General features: G+C 65.2%; 24 protein-coding genes. 12 read left to right on the top strand and 12 right to left on the bottom strand.

The genetic code is table 11. From position 1 onward, the window contains the following. Positions 1-97 precede the first annotated feature (97 nt). Positions 98-640, bottom strand: a complete 543-nt coding sequence (locus KBA48_RS15605; RefSeq protein WP_292907972.1) for an Rrf2 family transcriptional regulator — start codon at positions 638-640, stop codon at positions 98-100. A gap of 67 nt (positions 641-707) precedes the next feature. After that, positions 708-1,610 carry a LysR family transcriptional regulator gene (locus KBA48_RS15600; protein ID WP_292907970.1) on the bottom strand — a complete coding sequence of 301 codons (903 nt, stop codon included), beginning with the start codon at positions 1,608-1,610 and terminating at the stop codon, positions 708-710. A gap of 104 nt (positions 1,611-1,714) precedes the next feature. Between KBA48_RS15600 and KBA48_RS15595 the strand changes: the two genes are divergently transcribed. From KBA48_RS15595 to KBA48_RS15580, 4 genes are all read left to right on the top strand, one after another. Then, a complete protein-coding gene (locus tag KBA48_RS15595) occupies positions 1,715-2,890 on the top strand; it encodes an MFS transporter (protein ID WP_292907968.1) in 1,176 nt (391 codons plus the stop codon). A 45-nt stretch (positions 2,891-2,935) separates the two neighbouring features. Next, the gene (locus KBA48_RS15590) at positions 2,936-3,265 is read left to right on the top strand and encodes a helix-turn-helix transcriptional regulator (protein WP_292907966.1); all 330 of its coding nucleotides are present in this window, start codon (positions 2,936-2,938) and stop codon (positions 3,263-3,265) included. Continuing rightward, a complete protein-coding gene (locus tag KBA48_RS15585; RefSeq protein WP_292907964.1) occupies positions 3,262-3,738 on the top strand; it encodes an SRPBCC domain-containing protein in 477 nt (158 codons plus the stop codon). The genes KBA48_RS15590 and KBA48_RS15585 overlap by 4 nt, the downstream gene beginning before the upstream one ends. 84 nt (positions 3,739-3,822) lie before the next feature. Continuing rightward, positions 3,823-4,293, top strand: coding sequence for an SRPBCC domain-containing protein (locus tag KBA48_RS15580; protein WP_292907962.1), 471 nt, complete (start codon positions 3,823-3,825; stop codon positions 4,291-4,293). On the opposite strand, the gene KBA48_RS15575 is transcribed toward KBA48_RS15580, so the two are convergent. Continuing rightward, positions 4,272-5,150, bottom strand: a complete 879-nt coding sequence (locus KBA48_RS15575) for a LysR family transcriptional regulator (protein WP_292907960.1) — start codon at positions 5,148-5,150, stop codon at positions 4,272-4,274. The genes KBA48_RS15580 and KBA48_RS15575 overlap by 22 nt on opposite strands. Before the next feature lie 105 nt (positions 5,151-5,255). Here KBA48_RS15575 and KBA48_RS15570 point away from each other — a divergent pair, with 105 nt between their 5' ends. Next, a complete protein-coding gene (locus KBA48_RS15570; RefSeq protein ID WP_292907958.1) occupies positions 5,256-6,716 on the top strand; it encodes an amidohydrolase family protein in 1,461 nt (486 codons plus the stop codon). Here KBA48_RS15570 and KBA48_RS15565 read toward each other — a convergent pair. After that, positions 6,698-7,597 carry an SDR family oxidoreductase gene (locus KBA48_RS15565; protein WP_292907956.1) on the bottom strand — a complete coding sequence of 300 codons (900 nt, stop codon included), beginning with the start codon at positions 7,595-7,597 and terminating at the stop codon, positions 6,698-6,700. The genes KBA48_RS15570 and KBA48_RS15565 overlap by 19 nt on opposite strands. Before the next feature lie 120 nt (positions 7,598-7,717). Here KBA48_RS15565 and KBA48_RS15560 point away from each other — a divergent pair, with 120 nt between their 5' ends. The 5 genes from KBA48_RS15560 to KBA48_RS15540 all read left to right on the top strand — a co-directional run bounded on the left by KBA48_RS15560 (position 7,718) and on the right by KBA48_RS15540 (position 11,946). After that, the gene (locus KBA48_RS15560) at positions 7,718-8,632 is read left to right on the top strand and encodes an AraC family transcriptional regulator (protein WP_292907954.1); all 915 of its coding nucleotides are present in this window, start codon (positions 7,718-7,720) and stop codon (positions 8,630-8,632) included. A gap of 139 nt (positions 8,633-8,771) precedes the next feature. After that, positions 8,772-9,968: an MFS transporter gene (locus tag KBA48_RS15555; protein ID WP_292907952.1), complete on the top strand. Its 1,197-nt coding sequence runs from the start codon at positions 8,772-8,774 to the stop codon at positions 9,966-9,968. 85 nt (positions 9,969-10,053) lie between these two features. Continuing rightward, positions 10,054-10,371, top strand: a complete 318-nt coding sequence (locus KBA48_RS15550; RefSeq protein WP_292907950.1) for a hypothetical protein — start codon at positions 10,054-10,056, stop codon at positions 10,369-10,371. 6 nt (positions 10,372-10,377) lie between these two features. Further along, the gene (locus KBA48_RS15545; RefSeq protein ID WP_292907948.1) at positions 10,378-10,833 is read left to right on the top strand and encodes a hypothetical protein; all 456 of its coding nucleotides are present in this window, start codon (positions 10,378-10,380) and stop codon (positions 10,831-10,833) included. 135 nt (positions 10,834-10,968) lie between these two features. Beyond that, on the top strand, positions 10,969-11,946 hold the full coding sequence (locus KBA48_RS15540) for a hypothetical protein (protein ID WP_292907946.1): 978 nt from the start codon (positions 10,969-10,971) through the stop codon (positions 11,944-11,946). On the opposite strand, the gene KBA48_RS15535 is transcribed toward KBA48_RS15540, so the two are convergent. Continuing rightward, positions 11,947-12,432 carry an Lrp/AsnC family transcriptional regulator gene (locus tag KBA48_RS15535; protein ID WP_292907944.1) on the bottom strand — a complete coding sequence of 162 codons (486 nt, stop codon included), beginning with the start codon at positions 12,430-12,432 and terminating at the stop codon, positions 11,947-11,949. It lies immediately after the preceding gene. A gap of 96 nt (positions 12,433-12,528) precedes the next feature. Between KBA48_RS15535 and KBA48_RS15530 the strand changes: the two genes are divergently transcribed. Continuing rightward, complete coding sequence (locus tag KBA48_RS15530) at positions 12,529-13,458, top strand: threonine/serine dehydratase (protein ID WP_292907942.1); 930 nt, start codon at positions 12,529-12,531, stop codon at positions 13,456-13,458. Between the two features lie 171 nt (positions 13,459-13,629). Continuing rightward, complete coding sequence (locus KBA48_RS15525; protein ID WP_292907940.1) at positions 13,630-14,547, top strand: EamA family transporter; 918 nt, start codon at positions 13,630-13,632, stop codon at positions 14,545-14,547. 106 nt (positions 14,548-14,653) lie between these two features. Here KBA48_RS15525 and KBA48_RS15520 read toward each other — a convergent pair whose 3' ends face one another. The 7 genes from KBA48_RS15520 to KBA48_RS15490 form a co-directional block, all read right to left on the bottom strand. Beyond that, a complete protein-coding gene (locus KBA48_RS15520) occupies positions 14,654-15,454 on the bottom strand; it encodes an enoyl-CoA hydratase family protein (RefSeq protein ID WP_292907938.1) in 801 nt (266 codons plus the stop codon). Between the two features lie 24 nt (positions 15,455-15,478). Then, complete coding sequence (locus KBA48_RS15515) at positions 15,479-15,883, bottom strand: RidA family protein (RefSeq protein WP_292907936.1); 405 nt, start codon at positions 15,881-15,883, stop codon at positions 15,479-15,481. A gap of 2 nt (positions 15,884-15,885) precedes the next feature. Continuing rightward, positions 15,886-17,058: an acyl-CoA dehydrogenase family protein gene (locus KBA48_RS15510; RefSeq protein WP_292907934.1), complete on the bottom strand. Its 1,173-nt coding sequence runs from the start codon at positions 17,056-17,058 to the stop codon at positions 15,886-15,888. Then, entirely contained in the window at positions 17,055-17,564 is a 510-nt protein-coding gene (locus KBA48_RS15505) for a MarR family winged helix-turn-helix transcriptional regulator (RefSeq protein ID WP_292907932.1), read from the bottom strand. Before KBA48_RS15505 ends, KBA48_RS15510 begins: the two co-directional genes overlap by 4 nt. After that, positions 17,561-18,310: an SDR family NAD(P)-dependent oxidoreductase gene (locus tag KBA48_RS15500; protein ID WP_292907930.1), complete on the bottom strand. Its 750-nt coding sequence runs from the start codon at positions 18,308-18,310 to the stop codon at positions 17,561-17,563. The genes KBA48_RS15505 and KBA48_RS15500 overlap by 4 nt, the downstream gene beginning before the upstream one ends. Positions 18,311-18,322: 12 nt before the next feature. After that, positions 18,323-20,608 carry a bifunctional salicylyl-CoA 5-hydroxylase/oxidoreductase gene (locus KBA48_RS15495; protein WP_292907928.1) on the bottom strand — a complete coding sequence of 762 codons (2,286 nt, stop codon included), beginning with the start codon at positions 20,606-20,608 and terminating at the stop codon, positions 18,323-18,325. 100 nt (positions 20,609-20,708) lie between these two features. Continuing rightward, a complete protein-coding gene (locus KBA48_RS15490) occupies positions 20,709-21,158 on the bottom strand; it encodes an Lrp/AsnC family transcriptional regulator (protein ID WP_292907926.1) in 450 nt (149 codons plus the stop codon). Positions 21,159-21,241 lie beyond the last annotated feature (83 nt).

Raw genomic sequence — 21,241 nt, 5'->3', positions numbered from 1 at the left:
GGGTTCGTTCCCGCCGGACGGCGGGTCGGGAAAAGCGGTCAAGGGGGTGGCGTCGGCGGGCCATTGCCCACCGCCGGTTTCTCAGATGGAAATCAGGTCAGTCCTGGTCGTCGCGGGGTGGGCGGCCGCCGCGCGCGGTGCGTCCCTGCATACGGTCCCCGATCCAGGCCTGGACATCGGTGAAGAATTCCTGCGGCGCCTTTGACCCGAAACGTTGGGCAACGCCGCCCAGGGTCTGCGACGCCAGACTGTCGCGCATGGCCTTTTCGGCCTGCATCATGGCGGCATGTACCGCGCAGACGCCGGAGGTGGCCCAGCCCGGCGGGTTATTGCCGAATACAGCGCAGCGGCCACGGATTTCCTGGCATTCGAACAGGGGTTTGTCCCCTTCGATCGCGTCCACGATCGACAGGAACGTGATCTCGTCCGCCGGGCGGGCCAGGCGGTAGCCGCCCCTGACCCCCTCGCTCGCCTTTACGATCCCGGCCTTTTCCAGTTTCTGAAAAATCTTGGCCAGGAAGCTGGGCGAAATACCCTGAAGCTCGGCAAGGTCGCGGCTGGACAGGGCCGCATCCTCATTCCCGATCAGCCAGAGCAGGCCGTGTATCCCATATTCAACGCTTGCGGTGATGTGTGCCATAACGCGGACTGTATCGATCCGCGTTTGGTGCGTCAAGCAGAAAAACGCGGATAAAATTAGTCCGTGTTTATTTTCCGTCCGCGACCTTCATCCCGTCGGCCAGCAATGCCGCACGCAGTTCTGTGATGAACACCCGCACCTTCTGTGGCAGCAGGCGGGTGGTGGGATAGACGGCCCAGATATTGATGGCTTCCGGTGCCGCATCGGCCAGATCGACCCGGACCAGCCGGCCGTTGGCGAGGTCTTCCGCCACGTTCCATTCCGACAAAAGCGTGATGCCGCCCCCGGCGCGGGCGGCGGCGCGGCAGCCCTGGACATTGCTGGCCGTGAAGCGGCTGTTCACGCGCACGTGTTTTTCGACCCCGTCGGCGATGAAGGTCCAATGGCTGGTCCCGAACAGGGACAGGCAGGCATGGAAGGCCAGATCGGCGGTAGTGGCGGGATGTCCATGCAGGGCCAGATAATCAGGGCTTGCCACCAGCAGGCGGGGATTGTCAGCCAGCTTTTTTGCGATCAACCCGCTGTCGCGCAGGCGGGCGATGCGGATGGCCAGGTCTGTGCCGCTGGCGATCAGGTCCGGCATGGTGTCCGACAGGTCCAGCGCGATGCGCAATTCGGGATGCCGGTCCAGCAGGCGCGGCACCAGGGGCGCCACATAGCGGGTGCCAAAGGCCACCGTGGTGGATACGCGCAACAGACCGGTGGCCGACGCCTTGTCCGACCGCAGGCGGGCCAAAGCCTCCGCCTCGCTATCCAGCAGGGATTGGGCATAGGGGAGAAAGGTTTCCCCCTCCGGCGTCAGGGACAGGGCGCGGGTGGAGCGATGCAGAAGCCGCACGCCCAGATGCGCCTCCAGGCTGGCCAGCCGGCGTGTGGCCGCCATGGGCGTGATGCCCAGCCGCCGCGCCGCCCCGGCCAGACTGCCGGCGCTGACCACCTGGGTGAAGACCAGGGCGTCCTGCGTGTCCATTATATCGGTTTCCGTGATACTGGCTTAACGATCTGTCAGACTAATACGAAAGCCGTTATGGGCATAGATGATGTGCATCGCAGCAGTCGGGAAAGGACCCGGAGATGCAATCGTCCAGTTTCCACCCTCAGGCCAGCGCCGCACCCCTGGGCAAGGATGCCCTGTTCGGCATGGCTGCGGCGGCCGGGCTTGCCGTCGCCAATATCTATTACAACCAGCCCATGCTGGGCCTGATCAGCGCGGAGTTCCACCGTCAGGGTGGGGCCGGACCGGTCTCCACCGCCACACAATTGGGCTATGCGCTGGGCCTGTTCTTCCTGGTGCCGCTGGGCGACATGCTGCCCCGGCGCTGGCTGATCATCGGGCAGTTCGTGGCGTTGTCCCTGGCGCTGGCCCTCACAGCGGTCGCGCCGTCCCCGCTGCTGCTGTCGCTGTCTTCCCTGCTGGTGGGGGCGATGGCGACGGTGGCGCAGCAGATCGTGCCGCTGGCCGCCAGCCTGTCCAGCCCGGAACGGCGGGGGGCCACGGTGGGCACGGTCATGGCGGGGCTGCTGTCCGGCATCCTGTTCAGCCGTACCCTGGCAGGCTTTGTCGCGTCCCATGCCGGATGGCGGGAGATGTTCTGGCTGGGGGTGCCCCTGGCCCTGTTCGGCGCGGTGCTGATGGTGCTGGTCCTGCCGGAGGATGAGGAGCGGACGGGACCGCGTTCGCGCTATGCCGCGATCATGCGCTCGCTGGTCGATCTCTGGCGGCGGGAACGGGATCTGCGTGTGGCGACCCTGGTACAGGCCAGCCTGTTCGCATCCTTCACGGTGTTCTGGACGGTTCTGGCCTTCCGGCTGCAGGCCTTCGGTCTGGGGGCGGAGACGGCGGGCCTGTTCGGGGTGGTGGGTGCGGTCGGCATCCTGGCGGCACCCGTGGCGGGCCGTCTGGCCGACCGGCATGGCGCACATCCCGCCATCTGGCTGGGGGCCGCCGCGACCCTGGCCGCCTGGGTCCTGTTCGGCGTCTGGGTCGGGCTGGCGGCGCTGGTCGTCGGCGTCGTCATTCTGGATTTCGGCATCCAGGGCGCGCTTGTGTCGCATCAGCAGCAGATATTCACCCTGGACCCGGCGGCGCGCAGCCGGATCAACACCCTGTTCATGACGGGCATGTTCCTGGGCGGTGCGGCGGGATCAGCCAGCGCCATACAGGTCTGGACCGCCTGGGGTTGGGAAGGGACCTGTCTGCTGGGCGGCGGCTTTGCGCTGCTGGGCCTGCTGCTGAAGCGGCGGAAATGAATCATTAGCGTTGACTTATGATTTAGTCTGGACTAATAATTTTCCATGATCGAAGCCGAAGCCATCAACCACATCATGCGCGCGCTGGCGGACCCGACGCGGCGCGGCATGTTCGAACGGATCGCCACCGAAGGGGAGGTCAGCGTCGTCGACCTGACCCGCGGCAGTGGCGTCACGCAGGGAGCGGTGTCCCAGCATCTGAAGGCCCTGAAACAGGCCGGTCTGGTGCTGGAACGGCCGGAAGGGCGAAAGGTCTATTACCGCGCCCGACCGGAAGGGCTGGAACCCCTGTCGGCCTGGATGGACCATTACCGCGCCTTCTGGCGCGACCGGCTGGCCGATCTGCACAGCGTGCTGGAGGAAATGGACCCATGAGCGTGAGTTTGACCAGACCCCGCACCCGCGACATCGTGGAGGAGGCCACATATCCCCATTCACCCGATCGGGTGTGGCGGGCGCTGACCGACGGCGACCTGATCGCGAAATGGATGATGCGCCCCGCCGGCTTCGCCGCCATCGTGGGACAGCATTTCACCTTTCAGACCACGCCCGCCGGCGCCTGGGACGGCACCATACGGTGTCAGGTGCTGGAGGTCGTGCCGGGGGAGCGCCTGTCCTATGCCTGGCGGGGCGGGGATGCCGGCAATGTCGGCTATGGCTCGCTTCTCGACACCATCGTGACCTTCACCCTGACCGGGGTCGCGGGCGGGACACGCCTGCGGGTCGTTCATGCCGGCTTCGAACTGCCGCGCAACGAGACCGCCTTCACCAGCATGGGCGAAGGCTGGAAAAAGGTCGTCCGTCGCCTGGACGACGCCATTTCCGTTGAGGAAACCAGCGCTTCCTGATCGGGGAAGCCGCCGCATCCTTCTCCCCCTCTCGGCGTAATCCCACGCCGGGAAACGCCCCCGCTTGTTCTGAAAGGAAGCATCATGACCGACATCCTGCATCGTATCGGCTTCAAGAATGTCGCGCCTGAGGCCGTGTTCAACGCGCTGGTCAGCGTGGAGGGCCTGTCGCGCTGGTGGACGGAGGGAACCACGGGCCGGGGGGAAGCGGTCGGCGGCAGCCTGCATTTCGGGTTCGGCGACCGTGGTTTCTTCGATATGCAGGTGGTGGCCGTGGAGGCGCCGACACATCTGCGCTGGCTTGTCACCGACGGGCCGGCGGAATGGATCGGCACGCATGTCACCTGGGACCTGCGGCGGGAGGGGGATTACACGATCCTGTTGTTCCGGCATGAGGGCTGGCGGGAACCGGTGGAGTTCATGCACCATTGCAGCACCAAATGGGGCATCTTCCTGCTGAGCCTGAAGGATCTGCTGGAAGGCCGCACGGCGGCCCCCTGGCCGCGCGACATCCATATCGATGACTGGTGTGATCAGGTTGCAGCGGCGGCCTGACCACCCCATGGCGCCATGGCATTCCGTGCGGCCAGCACTGCCGTCATCATCGTGCCCAGTTCGGCGATGGGGCCGCTGCTTTCCCAGGCATAAAGGGATACTTCCATGGCGGGCGCGGTGCCCAGACCGTGATAGGGTCGGACGGCCCGGCCCGCCATGGCGGCCACCGGCAGCAGCGACAGCCCCATGCCGGTGGTGACCGCCGTCGCCACACTGTCCAGCGAACTGCCGGTAAAGGCGATGTACCAGCGGCGGCCCAGCCCTTCGATCCGTTCAAACATCGCGTCACGGTAAAGGGCACCGGGCGGGAAGGCGACAAGCGGGATCGGGTCGGGCCAGTCATTCAAGCCGTCCGCCGCCTGGAACCACGCCATGGGTTCGGCGAAGCTGGCGCGGTGGTCCGGCTGTGCCGCCGCTTCCTTGACGATGGCAATATCGAAATCCCCGGCCCGGTATCGCCGGGCGATGTCGCGCGACAGGCCGGTTGTCACGTCCAGGCGTATCTCCCGATGGCTGGTGGAGAAGCGGGCGAATGCCGACATCACGGGGACCGTTGCGATATCTTCCGGCAGGCCGATCCGCAGGACCGATGTTCCCACCGGGTCGGACAGCATGGCCGCTGCGTCCCGCTGCAAGGACAGAATGCGCCTTGCGGGACCCAGCAGCCGCTCCCCCGCCGGGGTGGGGCGCACGGGGCGGGCCGCCCTGTCGATCAGTCCCTGACCCACCGATTGTTCCAGCCGGCCCAACTGCTGACTGATCGTTGACTGCGTCATGTGCAGCCGGTCGGCGGCACTGGTGAAACTGCCCGTATCCGCAATGGTCACGAAGGCGCGCAGCAGGCGGGGATCAAACATGACGGATATCATTCAAGATATGGATAATAATTACCCATATATCCAATTTGCGCATGATCCGTCACGCGCATAGGGTGGGCGTGCCCCAGTGCCGGAGTTCCACCCATGAAAAAACTGCTCGCCGCCCTGTTGACCACACTGGTCCTGACGCCCTCCGCACCCGCAACGGGGAAGGGCAGTGCCGATCTGGTCATCCGCCATGCCACCATCGTGGATGTGGAAACGGAACGGCTGATCCCCGATCAGGCGGTGGTGACGGCCGGTGATAAGATCCTGGCGGTCGGGCCGGATGCGGAGATCGCGGAAACGTGGAACACCACGCGCAGCCTGGATGCCGGCAACCGCTATCTCATCCCCGGCCTTTGGGACATGCATGTGCATTTTGGTGGCGGGCCGGACCTGATCGCCGAGAATCAGGCGCTGCTGCCCCTCTATGTCGCCTATGGCATCACGACCGTGCGGGATTGTTCGGGAGACCTCCCCTATGACGTGCTGGCCTGGCGGCAGCAGATTGCCGAGGGCACGCTGTTCGGCCCGAACCTTCTGTCATCCGGCCCCAAGATCGAAGGCATCAAGCCTGTCTGGAAGGGCACTCTGGAAACCGGCAGCGAGGCGGAGGTGGATCAGGCCATCGCCAAACTGAAGGATTTGAAGGTCGATTTTGTCAAGATCACCGACAGCACCCTGAAGCCGGAACTGTTCCTGTATGCCGTGAAGCGGGCCCGTGCCGCCGGCTTCAACACCTCCGGCCATATTCCCATGGCCCTGACACTGGGGCAGGCGGTGGAGGCGGGGCTGAGTTCCGTTGAACATCTGGATTATGCGCTGAATGCCGGGGTGAAGGACGAATCCGCCATCGCCGCGGATTATGCCGCCGGCCGTATCGACCGGGCGGAGGCCTCGCGCCGTCTGGATCAGGGTTACGACCCGGCCTATGCCCAGCAGGGTTTCCGGCATCTTGCGGAAAGGGGCGTGTTCGTGACGCCGACCCTGAACGGGTCGCGCATCATCGCCTATCTGGACCGGGAAGATCATGCCAAGGATGATTATCTGGCCTATATCGGCCCCGGCCTGCGCAAGACCTATGAATGGCGGGTGCAGCGCGCGGCCCAGGCCACACCGGAACAGGTTAAGGCCCGCCATGAACAGTTTGAGGTGACGGCATCCGTTCTGCCCCTGCTGCAACAGGCGGGTGTGACCATCATCGGCGGCACCGATGCCGGGTTTCTGAATTCCTTCAACTATCCCGGCATCGGCCTGCATGATGAGTTGTCGCTCTATGTCCGCTATGGTCTGACCCCGGCGCAGGCGCTGGCCAGTGTCACCCGTGCGGGTCCCGCCTGGTTCGGCAAGTTGGATCGGTATGGCTCGGTCACGGTGGGCAAGGCGGCTGACCTTGTGCTGCTGAACGGCAATCCGCTGGAGGATATCGCCGCCACCCGCGCCATCCATGCCGTCATTCTGCGCGGGCAGGTGCAGGACCGGGCCACCCTGGACGGCCTGCTGTCGCAGACGCGCGCCAAGGTGGCGACGTGGGACAAGGCGGTTCAACCCGCCGGGAAATAGGCATCGCTGTCCAGGTCGGCCAGCAGGCCCAGTTCCACAGGCTCCCATCCCAGTTCGGCACGGGTTTTCTCGGCGCTGGCCGGCACGTCCATGGCGGCGAAGCCGGCCATCCAGCCGAAATGCGCGGCGGCGGCGGGGCCGTCGGTTGAAACCTGTGGCAGGTTCAGGTGGCGGGCGATGATGGCGGTGATGTCGCGGAACGGTATCCCTTCATCCGCCACCCCGTGCCAGCGGGCACCGGGCCGCGCCCTTTCCAGCGCCAGACGATAGAGCCGTGCGGCATCCAGCCGGTGAAGGGCGGGCCAGCGGTTGCTGCCATCCCCGACATGGGCCACGACCCCAGTACGCCGGGCCAGATCGATCAGGGTGGGCACGAACCCATGGTCGCCGACCCCGTGGACGCTGGGCGGCAGGCGGACGATGCCGGCATTGATCCCCTGGTCCAGCAGTGCCACCGCCGCCTGTTCCGATGCGGCGCGGGGGTGGGCATGGGCACCCGTGGTGGGTGCCACATCCTCCGTCAACACCTTGCTTTGCGGCAGGATGCCGATGCCAGAGGTGACCAGAAGGGGCCGGTCGCTGCCCGCCAGCGCCGACCCCAGCGCCGCGATGATACGCCGGTCCATCTCGCAATTGTCGCGATAGGTTGAGAAATCATGGTTGAAGGCGGTGTGGATGACACCGTCGGCATTCTCTGCTCCCCGGCAAAGGCTATCCAGGTCGGTCAGATCGCCCCGGTGGGCGGCGGCACCCTGGCGGGTCAGGGCATCGGCGGCCAGATCGCTGCGCACCAGACCGGTGACCCGGTGCCCGGCGCTGATCAGTTCTGTGACGATGGCGCTGCCGACGAAGCCGGTGGCGCCGGTGACAAAGATATGCATGGAACACCTTTATATAGGGTGGGGCCCTGTTGCAGGACCCGTGCATGCAGGATGACGCTGTCGGCCCGGACGATCCATGCTATGAAATCCATAGTTTCTTCGTGATCGTCCGGAAATGCCATGGACCCGCTGTCCGACATCCTGTCCCTGCTGAAACCCCGCAACCTCCTGTCGGCCGGGTTTGCGGCGGGTGGGGATTGGGCGGTGCAGTTCCCGAACCAGCAGGACAATATCAAGACCGGCGCCATCGTCCGGGGACGCTGTCTGCTCTGGGTGGAAGGAGAGGCGGGGCCGATCCCGCTTGAACCCGGCGATTGTTTCCTGCTGCCGGCGGGGCGGCCCTTCCGTATGGCCAGCAGCCCCGATGTCCCGCCTTTGCCGGCGCAGGAAGTGTTTTCCGACGCCCGGCGGGGCGGAGTGGCGCAGGTGGGTACCGGTGATGAGTTCTTCTGCGTCAGCAGCCGCTTCGCCCTGGAAGGGCGGCACGCAGGGCTGTTGCTGTCGCTGCTGCCGCCATTGATCCATCTGCGCGATGCCGGCGATCGTTCCGGCCTGCGCTGGGCGATGGAACGGATGATGCTGGAACTGCGGGAGGATCGGCCCGGCGTCTTCCTGATCGTGCGGCATCTGGCCCATATGATGCTGGTCCAGGCATTGCGCCTGCATCTGGACGGGCTGCGGGGGGCCGGGGTGGGGTGGCTGTTTGCGCTGTCTGACCGGCATCTGGGGGCGGCCATCGGTGCCATCCATGCCGATCCCGCCCATCCCTGGACCTTGCCGGCATTGGCCCGCCATGCCGGCATGTCACGGTCCAGCTTTGCCCAGCGTTTCAAGGAAATGGTGGGAGCCGCCCCGATGGAATATGTGGCGCGCTGGCGCATGCTGCTGGCCGGTGACCGGTTGCTGTCGGGGCGGGAGAGCGTATCCGCCATTGCGCTGTCGGTGGGGTATCAATCGGAAAGCGCCTTCAGCACCGCCTTCAAACGTGTGCTGGGCTGTCCGCCCCGAGATTACGCACGGCAAAGCGGGGGCTGAGCCAACCATTCCCTTAGCCATGCAATTTATGCTGCACTGCGATAACGTGGGGCAACGTTGTCACCCAAGCCACTGGATGTTCACATAAAGGCAGATTGTGCGGCGCGATGCGCCGGTCCGTTGCCCGGAAGAGAGCCCCATGTCCGCCCCCGTTGTCCGCCCCGGCCTTGTGCTGTTTGCGCTTGCCATGGGCGGGTTCGCCATCGGCACCACCGAATTCGCGGTGATGAGCCTTCTGCCCTTCTTCGCCCCCGACCTGGGCATTGACGAGCCGACGGCCGGCCATGTGATCAGCGCCTATGCGCTGGGTGTGGTCGTCGGCGCGCCCGTCATCGCCGTTCTGGCGGCGAAGCTGTCGCGGCGAAGCCTGCTGATCGGTCTGATGGTGGTGTTCGCGCTGGCCAATACGGCGTCGGCCCTGGCCCCCAGCTATCAGGCGATGCTGGCCTTCCGGTTCCTGTCGGGTCTGCCGCACGGGGCCTATTTCGGGGTGGCGGCGCTGGTCGCGTCGGGTCTGGTTCCCGTCAACCGGCGGGCGCAGGCCGTGGCCCGCGTCATGCTGGGCCTGACCATCGCCACCATCATCGGCGTACCCTTGGCCAATGCCATCGGGCAGGTGGTGGGCTGGCGCTGGGGGTTTGCCCTGGTCGGTGCGCTGGGCGTGACAACGGTCATCCTTCTGGCCCTTTACGCGCCGAAGGACCGGCCGGTGCCAGGGGCCAGCCCCCTGCGGGAACTGAGCGCGCTGGGCCAGCGGCAGGTCTGGCTGACGCTGGGCATCGGGGCCATCGGTTTCGGCGGCATGTTCTGCGTCTATACCTACCTTGCCTCCACCATGATGGAGGTGACGGGGGTGGCACCGGCAACGGTGCCCCTGGCGCTGGCCGTGTTCGGTGTCGGGCTGACGGTGGGCAATCTGGCCGGCGCCTGGGCTGCCGACCGCGCCCTGATGCCGTCGGTCGGCGGCATCCTGTTGTGGAGTGCGCTGTCGCTGGCCCTGTTCACCTTCGCGGTCAACGATCTCTGGTCGGTCATGGTCACCGTGTTCATGATCGGCTGCGGTGGCGGGCTGGGCACGGCCTTGCAGACCCGGTTGATGGATGTGGCGCGCGACGCCCAGACGCTGGCGGCGGCGCTCAACCACAGCGCTTTCAACTTTGCCAACGCCCTGGGTCCCTGGCTGGGCGGGCTGGCCATCGCCGGGGGGCACGGCTGGGCATCGACCGGATGGGTCGGGTCGGCACTGGCGCTGGGTGGTTTCGTGATCTGGATGCTGGCCCTGCTGGATGACCGGCAACGGGAACGGGCCCTGGTGGCACAGCAGGCCTGCGGTTGACGCTTTTCTCCACGAAGGGTTGGAACCTTTACGGCGCGGCGGCGTTCTAGAAGGGTGCAACGACCTCAAGTAGAAGGAGGAACCAATGGCTTCCGTTAAGGACACCGCCGAAGCTGGCGTGACGGATTTTGAAGCGCAACTGAAGCAACTGCGCAATGATCTGGCGGCGCTTGCCTCCACCGTCGCCGCGGCCGGGTCCGACAAGGCCGACGGCTACAAGGCCCGCGTGGGTGAGATGGCATCCAATGTGAAGGATGCGTCCGTCACCGCCATCCAGAACCTGCGCGAAGAACTGAAGGGCCTGGAAGGCAAGGTTGAAACCCATGTCCGCGACCGGCCGATGCAATCGCTGGGCGTCGCGGTCGCGGCAGGCTTTGCCATCGCGCTGCTGTGCCGGCGTTAAGCCGCGATGCTGGACCGGCTTGTCCCGCTGCTGATGCCGCTGCTTACCCGCGACATCGGCACGGCCGCCCGGCAGGTTGGGCGTGACGGCATCCTTTATGCCGTCATGGCCTTCCTGGGTCTGGTCGGTTTTGCACTGGCTCTTGCGGGTTCCGTCGTCTGGCTGAAAACCTGGATCGGCACCGGCCCCGCCCTGCTGGCGGTGGCTGGTGTCGTCCTGCTGCCCATTCCCATCATCCTGGGCCTGATGGCCCACTGGCACCGCGCGGAACAGAAGCGGCGCGAAAAGGACAAGGCGGCGGAAATGGTCAATATGGCCGTCAGCACCCTGGTGCCGTTGCTCTTGCGGGCGCCGGGCTTGTTCATGGCGGTCGCCGTCGGTCTGATCGCATTCCTCGTTTTCTGGGGCGATGAAAAGAAGCCCGACGAAAATGCTGCGGAAAAAGCCAAGGAAACCGTATAGATGCGGCCTTTACCGCGCAAATCTTGTCGCAGGTACTGAATCATGGTTGCGTAAACCGGCTCGAATGAATAAAATTTGATTCATTCGGGCTGAAGGAGGGGCGCCTTCGACCTGACAGCAGACATGGGGTGTGTCATGGTGTCGGTTCTGGGGTCGGCCAGTGGTGTGTTTGCCGTTTCCTCACGGCAATTCCAATCCAAGGCGCAGGATATCTGGCAGGGGCTGCAAAAGAATGCGGCGACCGGGTCCAGCACCACGTCCAAGGGTATCCAGGATTTCATCGACCCGGATACGCGCGCCCGCCTGGACGCGCAAAAGAAGGATACCGATACGCTGGTCAACAAGCTGGCCAGCGGTGGTGAGGATGCCAAGGAAGCAGCCGCCCGCAAGAAGGAGGAGGCCAAGCAGAAGCTGAAAATGCTGAAGCTGCAGGCCCAGCTTGCCGCCGCCAGCGGCGACAAGAAGGCCGCCGCCCGCATCGCCAAGGAAGCCGCCTCGGTGGCCAAGGAATTGGGTGAATCCGCCAAGGATTATACCGGCGGTGGTGCCGACACGAAGGCAAGTTCATCGGATGGCGCGCAAAATGGTGCGCAGGCTGCCGCTTCGGGCGAAGCCGCCACGGCCAGTGCCGAAGCGCAGAGCGTTGCCCAGCAGGCCAGCCAGACCGCCAATCAGCCCGGTTCCGACCAGACCCCCGCGCAGGCGGAACAGGCCGTCGCGGCAGAGCAGACCGCCACCCCGGGGGCCGCCGCTGTTCCCCCTGGCGTATCCCCTGGCAAGGATCAGAAGGCGGAGGAAGAGGCGTCCGGCGCCACCGCCAATGACGATCTCCAGGCCCGCCGCGATGCCATCATCCAGGCGGGTGCCGCCCGTGCCGGCGATGCGCAGTACGAGGGGGAAATCCGCAACATGATGGACCAGTTGCGGTCCATCCATCAGCAGATGAAGAACCTTGCCCGCAAGGACGGATCGGCCGGCACCAAGGCCGAGATGGAACGCGCCGAACAGGACATGGCCGAAGGTGACCGTGCCATGGCGGAGGCGTTTGCACCGTCGGGCGGGGCTGTATCGGCCTTTGCCGCATCCATCCCCCGGATCGACATCACAGCCTGATCAATCCTGAATGTCCGTCGGGATCGGCACCGACAGCCCGCGCTTGGAAATGCCCAGAGCCACATTGGTTGTGAAGCGGCGGACCGTGGCATTATCCGCCATCAACCGGCCCATCAGCGCGTCATAGGCTTCCACATCAGGGGCGGCGATGATCAGGATGAAGTCGGTGCCGCCCGTCACGTAGAAAACCTCCTGCACCTGATCCTCCGCCGCCAGCCATCGGCGCAGGCTGGCCAGCATTTCCGGCCGTTCACGCTCGATCTCCAGGCCCGTGATGAAAAAGGTGGGCTTCCCCACCTTTGCGGGATCGACCACGGCGACGGTGGCGGTGATCACCCCCTCAGCCTTCAGCCGTTTCAGCCGGCGCGACACGGCGGACGCCGACAGCCCGACTTTCTCGGCCAGCATATCTGCTGTCTGGTCGGCATCCTTCTGCACCAGGGCCAGCAATTTTCGGTCGAACGGGTCAAGATCGGCTATGCGCATGATGATGGCAGGATGACAGCATCAAATGCAGGAGAAAAGCGCCAAACAGCTCAACTTTGCCGGAATGATGCGCAACCGCGCCGTAAAATCCCCTGCATGCGATATCCAGAACCCGGCGGCGTTAAGGCCGCCCTTGATCGGATCGATCCGGCGTTTCGCGGCTCCCCGATCAGACAATCCGCTGTGCTTGACCGGCTGTTCGGTGCCGAACTGTGGTTCAAGGATGAAACCGCCAATCCCATCCGCAGCTTCAAGGCACGCGGCGCCTGCAACTTCATGGCTGCCCTGGGCGATGATGACAGGCCGCTGGTGTGCGGGTCGGCGGGCAATTTCGGCCAGGGGCTGGCCTGGGCCGCCCGTCGCCATGGTCGCCGCCTGACGGTGTTCGCCGCTGAAAATGCCGTGCGGAAAAAGCTCCAGGCCATGCGTGACCTGGGCGCCGATGTCCGCCTGCACGGTGCCGATTTTGATGCAGCGAAACAGGAGGCAATCTGTTTCGCCGACCGGGAGGGCCACCGGCTGGTTGTCGACGGTGATGAGGTGCTGATCGCCGAGGGGGCAGGCACCATCGCGCTGGAGGCGATGGAGACTGTGCCTGACATCGACATGGTGCTGGCCCCGCTTGGCAACGGGGCGCTGGCGTCGGGTATCGGCACCTGGGTGAAGCAGGCGGCCCCCGGTGCCCGCATGCTGGCCGTTGCGGCGGCCGGGGCGCCGGTGATGGCCCATGCCGTGCGGGGCCTGCCCGTGACGGGGCGGGAGACGGCGGACACCATCGCCGACGGAATCGCGGTCCGCGTAGCGGTACCCTATGCCGTAGACAGTCTGCGCCGCGTTCTGGACGGGACGATCCTGGTGCCCGATGCGGCCATCCTGCGCGCCATGGATCTGTTGCGCAGCCATCTGCATCTGGTGGTGGAACCGGCAGGTGCCGCCGGTCTGGCGGCCCTGCTGTCCGATCCCGCCGCGTGGGGCGGGCGCCGTATCCTGATCCCGCTCTGCGGTGGCAATGTCGATGCCGGCTGAAATGATGATGCGCGCGAAACAGGATCGACCAGGATGACCTGAAAACTGCCGATCAGCCCGCTTTTCGGTTCAGTTCTGTCGTAGGGCGATGGCGCATGCCGGGCATGGTGTCAACGCGGCGGCCATCACCATGCCCCCTCTGCTATTCAGAATGCCGCTGGGAAATGCCGGATGGGCTGGGTGATGGGCGACAGGCCGCTGTTGATCAAGGAATTGCTGCTCCTGCTGGTTCTGGCCACGCTGTGGGGATCGTCCTACACTTTCATCAAGATCGGGGTGGAGACTATACCGCCGGTGACGCTGATCGCCGTGCGCACCATGATCGCCGGGTCCATCCTGCTGGCCGTGATGCGCTGGCGTGGTATCGGCATGCCGCGCGATCCCAAGGTCTGGCGCCAGTTCATGTTTCAGGCCGTGATGAACTCGGCCGTGCCCTTCACCCTGGTGGCCTGGGGGGAACAGTCCATCGATGCGGGGTTGACCGCGATCCTGAATTCCACGACGCCGATCTTCACCTTCCTGCTGACGGCGTTGATCACCCGGCATGAGCCGGTGACCTGGCGCAAGCTGTGCGGCGTGGTGGCGGGCATGGTCGGCATCTGCCTGATCATCGGGGTGGAAGCGCTGGACGGGCTGGGCACGCAGTTGCTGGCCCAACTGGCCATCGTGGCGGCCACCATCTCTTATGCCGGGGCTGCCATCTATGGGAAGAATTTCAAGGGCTTGCACCCGATGCAGCCGGCGGCGGGGTCCATGCTGTGCGGGGCGGTGCTGCTTCTGCCCGTCAGTCTTGTGGTGGACCGGCCCTGGACCCTGACGCCATCCATGCCGTCGATCGGTGCTCTGCTCTGCCTGTCGGTCTTTTCCACCGCCATCGCCTTCACCATCTATTTCCGGTTGATGCAGACACTGGGTTCCATCGGCACCACGGCGCAGGCCTATCTGCGCGTGCCCATCGGTGTGGGGCTGGGGTTGCTGTTCCTGGGAGAGAGCCTGTCGCCCACGGCCTGGGTTGGTCTGGTCTGTGTCATCGTGGCCGTGGTGGCGATGACGCTGCCGGGGACGGGTCGTCTGAACCCCCGGAACTGAACGGAACCTTGCACGCATAAGGCCCTTCGTCGTACCACTTTTTTTGAATGCAGGGGGTTGATGAAGAGCAATTGGGGCCGCGTTTGAAACCGACCGGCTGTCGTGCTTACCGCCCCACGAAGTCCGGCTTTGTCCGGGCTGCGAAGGCGTTGAAGGCGCGGCGAAAATCCTCGGTCTGCATGCAGATGGCCTGGGCCTGCGCTTCCGCCTCGATGGCCTGATCCACCGACATGGACCATTCCTGGTTCAGCATGGTCTTGGTCATCATATGGGCGAAACGCGGGCCGGCCATCAGTTGCCGTGCATGTTCCTCGGCCCGTGCCGGCAGCGTTTCGGCTTCCACCAGTTCATTCCAGAAGCCCCAGTCGCGTCCCTCCTGCGCCGTCATCGAGCGGCCGGAATAGAGCAGTTCCGCCGCCCGCCCCTGGCCGATGAGACGGGGCAGGATGGCGCAGGCCCCCATGTCGCATCCGGCCAGCCCGACCCGCGTGAACAGGAAGGCGCACTTCGCCGCCGGCGTGGCGAAGCGCAGGTCGGATGCCATGGCGATGATGGCCCCGGCCCCGACGCAGATGCCGTCCACGGCGGCGATCACGGGCTGCGGGCAGGCACGAATGGCCTTCACCAGATCGCCTGTCATGCGGGTGAAGGTCAGCAGCCCCTTCATGTCCATCTTCGTCAACGGCTCGATGATCTCGAACACGTCGCCGCCGGAGCAGAAATTGCCCCCGGCCCCGCTGATGATGACGGCCTGCACCTCGTCTGGTCGATAGACCAGCCCCCGGAAGAAATCCCGCAGTTCGGCATAGCTCTCAAAGGTCAGCGGGTTTTTGCGGTCCGGCCGGTTCAGCGTGACGAAGGCCAGATTGTCCTTGATCTCCAGCCTGAAATGCGTGGCGGTTTGCATGTTGTCCTCCCGGAATTGACAGGGTCAGCAGGGCACGACGGCCGTGCCCTCAATCTCCACCAGCGCCTCACGCTCCACCAGCCCAGCCACCTGCACCAGGGTCATGGCGGGGAAGTTGCGCCCCATCACGTCGCGATAGACCGGCCCCAGATCCTTCAGGCAGGCGCGGTAGGCGTCGATGTCGGTGACATACCAGTTCAGGCGCACGATATGTTCCGGTCCGCCCCCGGCCTCCCGCACCACGGCCACGACATTGGCCAAGGCCTGACGTATCTGGCCCAGGAAGTCATGCGTTTCGAACACGCAATCACCGTTCCAGCCGATCTGCCCGCCCGTCACGACAAGATCGCCGCGCGCCCGGATGCCGTTAGCATAGCCCTTGGGCTTGACCCAGCCGGGGGGCTGGAGAATGGAGAAATCACCGTTCATGGTCACACCTTGTTCGCATTCTGATAACGCGCCAGCACCTGACGGGCGATGATCACCTTCTGCACCTCCGATGCGCCCTCATAGATGCGCAGCGCCCGGATTTCGCGGTACAGTTCCTCGACCTTCACGCCCTTTTTCACGCCCAGGCCGCCGAACATCTGCACGGCCTTGTCGATGACGCGCTGCGCGCCGTCGGTGGCCTGCCATTTGCCCATCGCCGCCTCATAGGTGATGCGATCCACACCTGACAGGTCGGGCCGGTCCTTGGCCCAGGCGGCGCGGTAGACCAGCAGGGCGCCGCTGTCGATATCCAGCGCCATTTCCGCCAGATGTGCCTGGGTCAATTGCAGGTCGGCCAGTGTGGCGCCGAACATGCGGCGGCCAAGGGCATGGCGCGCCGCCTCATCCATGGCACGGCGGGCGAAACCCAGGGCCGCCGCGCCCACGCTGGGCCGGAACACGTCCAGCGTGGCCATGGCGATCTTGAACCCCTCACCCTCACGGCCCAGCCGGTTGGCCTCCGGCATGAAACAATCCGTGAAACGCAGCGTGGCCAGCGGGTGCGGGGCAATTACGTCGATCCGTTCCGCAATCTCCAGCCCCGCCGCATCCGCCGGCACGACAAAGGCGGAAATCCCCCTGGTTCCGGCGCCGGTGCGGGCGAAGACCACATACTGGCCGGCAATGCCGCCATTGCTGATCCAGGTCTTTTCCCCGGTCAGGACATAGCCGCCGGGGGCAGGGTCGGCACGGGTTTCCATGGCAGCCACGTCGGACCCGGCACCGGTCTCCGACAGGGCGAAGGCGGCAATCTTCTCGCCTGCCCGGATGGTGGGCAGGAAAGCGCGTTTCTGTTCGTCCGTACCGAACAGGGCGATGCTGCCCGTGCCCAGCCCCTGCATGGCGAAGGCAAAATCGGCCAGCCCCTCGTGCCGGCCCAGCGTTTCGCGCACCAGGCAGAGGGAGCGCACGTCAAAACGCCCGTCCAGTCGGACGGCGATATCCAGCCAGCCATCGCGACCCAGGGCCGCCACCAGGGCGCGGCAGCTTCCATCTACGTCATGGTGATCGATCAGGCCGGGCAGATGGGCCGCCGCCCATTCATCCAGGCGTGCGGCCAGGGCCGCATGACGCGGCTCGAAAAAGGGCAGGCGCAGGAAAGCCGTGTCCGTCATGGGCTTGTTTCCCCTGGCTGTGTGGTGATGTGGCGCCGGGCGGATGCCTTGGCCTTGCCCAGCAACGCCATCAACTGGGCCGCGTCGGCATCGCTCAGGTCGGCGAAGGCGGCGGCCACCCATTGTTCATGCCGGGCGGCCATGGTTTCGAACGTCCGGCAGCCGGCCGGGGTCAGGGTGACATACTGTGTCCGCTTGTCGCCCGGCGGGCGGGTGCGTTCCACCAGCCCCTCTTCCTGCAGCCGTTCGGCAAGCCCGGTGACATTGCCATTCGACACCATCAGTCGACGCGACAATTCCCCCATGGTCAGTGGCGTGCCGGCCTTGTGCAGGGCGGCCAGCAGGTCGAACCGGGGCAGGGTGGTGTCGAAGGCCAGCCGCAGCCCGTTGCGGATTTCCGTCTCCATCAGGTTGGTCAACGTCAGCAGACGCAGCCACAGCCGCAGGTCGCGATGCGCATCGGTGGGGGTTGCCGTTTCATGGTCGAAGAATGTTGTGTCGCTCATGTCACCTCCCCGCCGGAAATGCCGATGGACTGTCCCGTGACGGCGCCGGAACCGGGGCTGCACAGCCACAGCACGGCGGCGGCCACCTCCTGCGCCTGCACCGGGCGGCCCTGTGGGTTACCGGTCAGGATGCCGGCCAGCGCATCCTCCCGCGACAGGCCGGTCTTGGCCTGGATATTGTCCAGCGAGCTTTCCAGCAGGTCGGTGGCGACATAGCCGGGGCAGACGGCGTTGACGGTCACGCCCGTGCGCGCCAGTTCCACCGCCATGGCCCGTGTCAGCCCGATCAGGGCGTGCTTGGACGCACAGTAATGGGCGGCATAGGCATAGCCCTTCTGCCCCGCCGTGCTGGCGATATTGACGATGCGCCCATATCCGCGTTCCACCATGCCGGGCAGCAGCACCTGCCCGGCATGAAATGCGCCCATCAGGTTCTGATCCAGCGACCGCCGCATATCCTCCGTCGTCAGGCGCTTCACGGGCTTGCTGTCCACCCCGCCGGCATTGTTGATCAGGATGTCGGCCGGTCCCGCCTGCGCCAGTACATTTGCCAGCGCCGCCGCGTCCGTGACGTCGGCCGCACCCCAGCGTGCGGCGGCACCGATGGACGCGGCTGCCTGCTCAAGCCGGCCCACGTCGCGCCCCACCAGAAACACCGACGCCCCGGCGCCCGCCAGGACCTGTGCCACGGCCAGACCGATGCCGCGCCCGCCGCCGGTCACCACCGCCTTTTGTCCGTCCAGCATGATGGTGTCCTTTCAGATCGCGATGGCCATATCGGCGGCATTCTGCCGGCTGCGCAGATATTGTGCGCGGCCCGATAGATATTGCTTCGGCCAGGGCTGGGCATCATGGCCCAACGCCGCCGCTGCATGCAGGGTGAAGTAGGGGTCGGACAGATGCGGTCGGGCCAGCGCCACCAGATCGGCGCGGCCCGCCGCCAGGATGGAATTCACATGGTCATGGTCCAGGACATTGCCCACGGCCATGGTGGCGATTCCCGCCTCGTTGCGGATACGGTCGCTGAACGGTGTCTGGAACATCCGGCCATAAACGGGTTTGCCCTCGATTGAGGTCTGGCCCGCCGACACGTCGATCAGGTCGGCGCCGGCATCGCGGAAGGCCCGCGCCACGATCACGGCATCGTCGGGCGTCAGCCCGTTCGGGTGCCAGTCGGTGGCGGACAGGCGCACCGACATCGGCCTGTCGGCCGGCCACACGGCGCGCATGGCCGCGAACACTTCCAACGGGAACCGCAGCCGGTTTTCCAGCGGCCCGCCATATTTATCCTCCCGCCGGTTGGTCAGGGGGGAGATGAAGGCGGACAGCAGATAGCCGTGGGCCGCGTGCAGTTCCAGCATGTCGAACCCCGCCGCCACCGCCCGCCTTGTGGCGTTGACAAAATCGTCGCGCACCCGGTTCATGTCGGCGCGGGTCATGGCGCGCGGCATGGAATTGTCCCGGCTCCACGCGAGGGGGGAAGGCGCCAGCAGGTCCCAATTGCCGCTGTCCAGCGGCGCGTCCATGCCCTCCCAGCCCAACTTGGTCGATCCTTTCGGCCCCGCATGGCCCAATTGCAGACAGATCTTTGCCTCCGACTGGGCATGCACAAAATCGGTGATGCGTTTCCACGCCGTGACATGGGTGTCGTCATAAAGGCCCGTGCAGCCCGGCGTGATCCGGGCATCGGCGGAAACGCAGGTCATTTCCGTGAAGACCAGCCCGGCCCCGCCCATGGCGCGGCTGCCATAATGGACCAGATGGAAATCGCCCGGAACGCCGTCCGTGGCGCTGTACATGGCCATCGGACTGACCACGACCCGGTTGGCCAGCGTGAGGCCGCGCATGCGGAACGGTGTGAACATGGGTGGCGTGGGGCGGGCGGTGCCGCCGGTATCGCCCGCGAACCAGCGTTCATACCCTTCCAGCCAGGACCGGTCGCGCAGGCGCAGATTTTCATGCCCGATACGCTGGCTGCGGGTCAGCAGGGAATAGGCGAACTGTTCGGGTTCCAGATGGGCGTAACGGTCCACATTCTCAAACCATTCCGTGCTGTTGCGGGCGGCCGACTGGATCTTCAGCACCTCCACCCGCCGCTCCGCCTCATACTCCGCCAGCGCCGTTTTCAGGTCGCCGGGCCGGGCATTGATCTTGGCCGCCAGCGCGATGGCATCCTCCAGCGCCAGCTTGGTGCCCGACCCGATGGAGAAATGGGCCGTATGGGCCGCGTCGCCCATCAGCACGACATTGTCCATGACCCAGGTGTCGCAGGTGACACGGGGGAAATTCAGCCAGTCAGACCCGCGCAGGTGCCGGCTGTTGGCCAGCAGCGGATTGCCATCCAGATAGCGGCCGAACAGCCTTTCCCCGAAGGCGATGGTCGCGTCCGTGCCGGCCCCGTCCAGCCCCGCGCGGCGCCAGTTCTCCTCCGTCGTCTCGATGATGAAGGTGGAGGTGTCATTATCGAAACGGTAGGCATGGGCCTGAAACCAGCCCCATTCCGTCTGCTCGAAAATGAAGGTGAAGGCGTCGAAGCGTTTTTTCGTGCCCAGCCAGACGAACTTGTTCCGCCGCCGGTCGATGGATGGCTGGAAATGCCCAGCGAACTGGGTGCGGATTTTCGAATTCAGGCCATCGGCGGCGATGATCAGATCGCAATCGGCAAAGCGCGACAGGTCGGGCTCCACCTCCGTCTCGAACGCCAGGTTCACGCCTAGATCCTTGGCGCGCCTTTGCAGGATGTTCAGCAGGTGCCGGCGGCCGATGCCGCAGAAACCATGGCCGGAGGAAGTGAGGACACGGCCCTTGAAATGCACATCGATATCGTCCCAATGGGCAAAACTGTCGATGATGGCCTGCTGGCTCTCGGCGTCGCCGCCCTTCAGGTTGCGCAGCGTCTCCTCGGAAAAAACCACACCCCAGCCGAACGTGTCATAGGGGCGGTTGCGCTCATAGACCGTGATCTCGTGGGCGGGGTCCGCCTTCTTCATCAGGATGGCGAAATAGAGGCCGGCCGGGCCGCCGCCGATGCAGGCAATCTTCATGGGGAATGCGCCTTTCCTGTCTGACCGATGGCTTGACGTCAGATATTTTAAATATAAAATATTCCCTTGAAATCCGGCTGTCAACGGGGGTAACCGTTCTTTAAAATGCGTCCATGACGGGACGTTGTTCCATGATGGTCTTCAGGCAAATGCGGGTGGAGAAGGATCGAACGCCGGGCAGCCGACCCAGTTGCGTGCGTAAAAGCGCGTCCAGGGCCTGCACGTCGCGGGCGACCACACGCAGCAGATAATCGAACTCCCCCGCCGTGGTGTGGCAGTCCAGAACGGCCGGTACCCCCACCACCGCCTGTTCAAAATCGTCGTGCCGCCCCAGGTCGATGGTGACGCTGACAAAGGCGGTAATGGAAAAACCCAGCTTTTCCCGGTCCAGCCGTGCGCCATAGCCCTTGACCAGCCCCGCCTTCTCCAACCCCTGCAGGCGGTTCCAGCAGGCGGTTTTTGACATGCCTGCCTCCTCCGCGATCTCCGCGAAGGAGGCGCGGCCGTCCCGTTCCACAAGCGACAGCAGGCGGCGGTCTGTCCGGTCCATGAATGCGTTCCTGATATGGTGATTTATCCGGAATATTGTTCGGAAATTTTTGGATCACGCAAGCCTCTTTCCGACAATGTTCG

This window comes from Niveispirillum sp., from assembly GCF_017996735.1.
Lineage (GTDB): Bacteria > Pseudomonadota > Alphaproteobacteria > Azospirillales > Azospirillaceae > Niveispirillum.
This window is presented reverse-complemented; position numbering and strand designations above follow the sequence as displayed.

Bases quoted from the DNA above. Each gene is read 5' to 3' on its own strand.
- KBA48_RS15590 (WP_292907966.1), top strand. From the start codon at position 2,936: ATGATCGAAGCCGAAGCCATCAACCACATCATGCGCGCGCTGGCGGAC.
- KBA48_RS15550 (WP_292907950.1), top strand. From the start codon at position 10,054: ATGGCTTCCGTTAAGGACACCGCCGAAGCTGGCGTGACGGATTTTGAA.
- KBA48_RS15555 (WP_292907952.1), top strand. From the start codon at position 8,772: ATGTCCGCCCCCGTTGTCCGCCCCGGCCTTGTGCTGTTTGCGCTTGCC.
- KBA48_RS15525 (WP_292907940.1), top strand. From the start codon at position 13,630: ATGGGCTGGGTGATGGGCGACAGGCCGCTGTTGATCAAGGAATTGCTG.
- KBA48_RS15530 (WP_292907942.1), top strand. From the start codon at position 12,529: ATGCGATATCCAGAACCCGGCGGCGTTAAGGCCGCCCTTGATCGGATC.
- KBA48_RS15500 (WP_292907930.1), bottom strand. From the start codon at position 18,310: ATGCTGGACGGACAAAAGGCGGTGGTGACCGGCGGCGGGCGCGGCATC.
- KBA48_RS15595 (WP_292907968.1), top strand. From the start codon at position 1,715: ATGCAATCGTCCAGTTTCCACCCTCAGGCCAGCGCCGCACCCCTGGGC.
- KBA48_RS15540 (WP_292907946.1), top strand. From the start codon at position 10,969: ATGGTGTCGGTTCTGGGGTCGGCCAGTGGTGTGTTTGCCGTTTCCTCA.
- KBA48_RS15575 (WP_292907960.1), bottom strand. From the start codon at position 5,150: ATGTTTGATCCCCGCCTGCTGCGCGCCTTCGTGACCATTGCGGATACG.
- KBA48_RS15585 (WP_292907964.1), top strand. From the start codon at position 3,262: ATGAGCGTGAGTTTGACCAGACCCCGCACCCGCGACATCGTGGAGGAG.
- KBA48_RS15565 (WP_292907956.1), bottom strand. From the start codon at position 7,597: ATGCATATCTTTGTCACCGGCGCCACCGGCTTCGTCGGCAGCGCCATC.
- KBA48_RS15535 (WP_292907944.1), bottom strand. From the start codon at position 12,432: ATGCGCATAGCCGATCTTGACCCGTTCGACCGAAAATTGCTGGCCCTG.
- KBA48_RS15600 (WP_292907970.1), bottom strand. From the start codon at position 1,610: ATGGACACGCAGGACGCCCTGGTCTTCACCCAGGTGGTCAGCGCCGGC.
- KBA48_RS15505 (WP_292907932.1), bottom strand. From the start codon at position 17,564: ATGAGCGACACAACATTCTTCGACCATGAAACGGCAACCCCCACCGAT.
- KBA48_RS15495 (WP_292907928.1), bottom strand. From the start codon at position 20,608: ATGAAGATTGCCTGCATCGGCGGCGGCCCGGCCGGCCTCTATTTCGCC.
- KBA48_RS15545 (WP_292907948.1), top strand. From the start codon at position 10,378: ATGCTGGACCGGCTTGTCCCGCTGCTGATGCCGCTGCTTACCCGCGAC.
- KBA48_RS15570 (WP_292907958.1), top strand. From the start codon at position 5,256: ATGAAAAAACTGCTCGCCGCCCTGTTGACCACACTGGTCCTGACGCCC.
- KBA48_RS15510 (WP_292907934.1), bottom strand. From the start codon at position 17,058: ATGACGGACACGGCTTTCCTGCGCCTGCCCTTTTTCGAGCCGCGTCAT.
- KBA48_RS15520 (WP_292907938.1), bottom strand. From the start codon at position 15,454: ATGCAAACCGCCACGCATTTCAGGCTGGAGATCAAGGACAATCTGGCC.
- KBA48_RS15580 (WP_292907962.1), top strand. From the start codon at position 3,823: ATGACCGACATCCTGCATCGTATCGGCTTCAAGAATGTCGCGCCTGAG.
- KBA48_RS15560 (WP_292907954.1), top strand. From the start codon at position 7,718: ATGGACCCGCTGTCCGACATCCTGTCCCTGCTGAAACCCCGCAACCTC.
- KBA48_RS15605 (WP_292907972.1), bottom strand. From the start codon at position 640: ATGGCACACATCACCGCAAGCGTTGAATATGGGATACACGGCCTGCTC.
- KBA48_RS15515 (WP_292907936.1), bottom strand. From the start codon at position 15,883: ATGAACGGTGATTTCTCCATTCTCCAGCCCCCCGGCTGGGTCAAGCCC.
- KBA48_RS15490 (WP_292907926.1), bottom strand. From the start codon at position 21,158: ATGGACCGGACAGACCGCCGCCTGCTGTCGCTTGTGGAACGGGACGGC.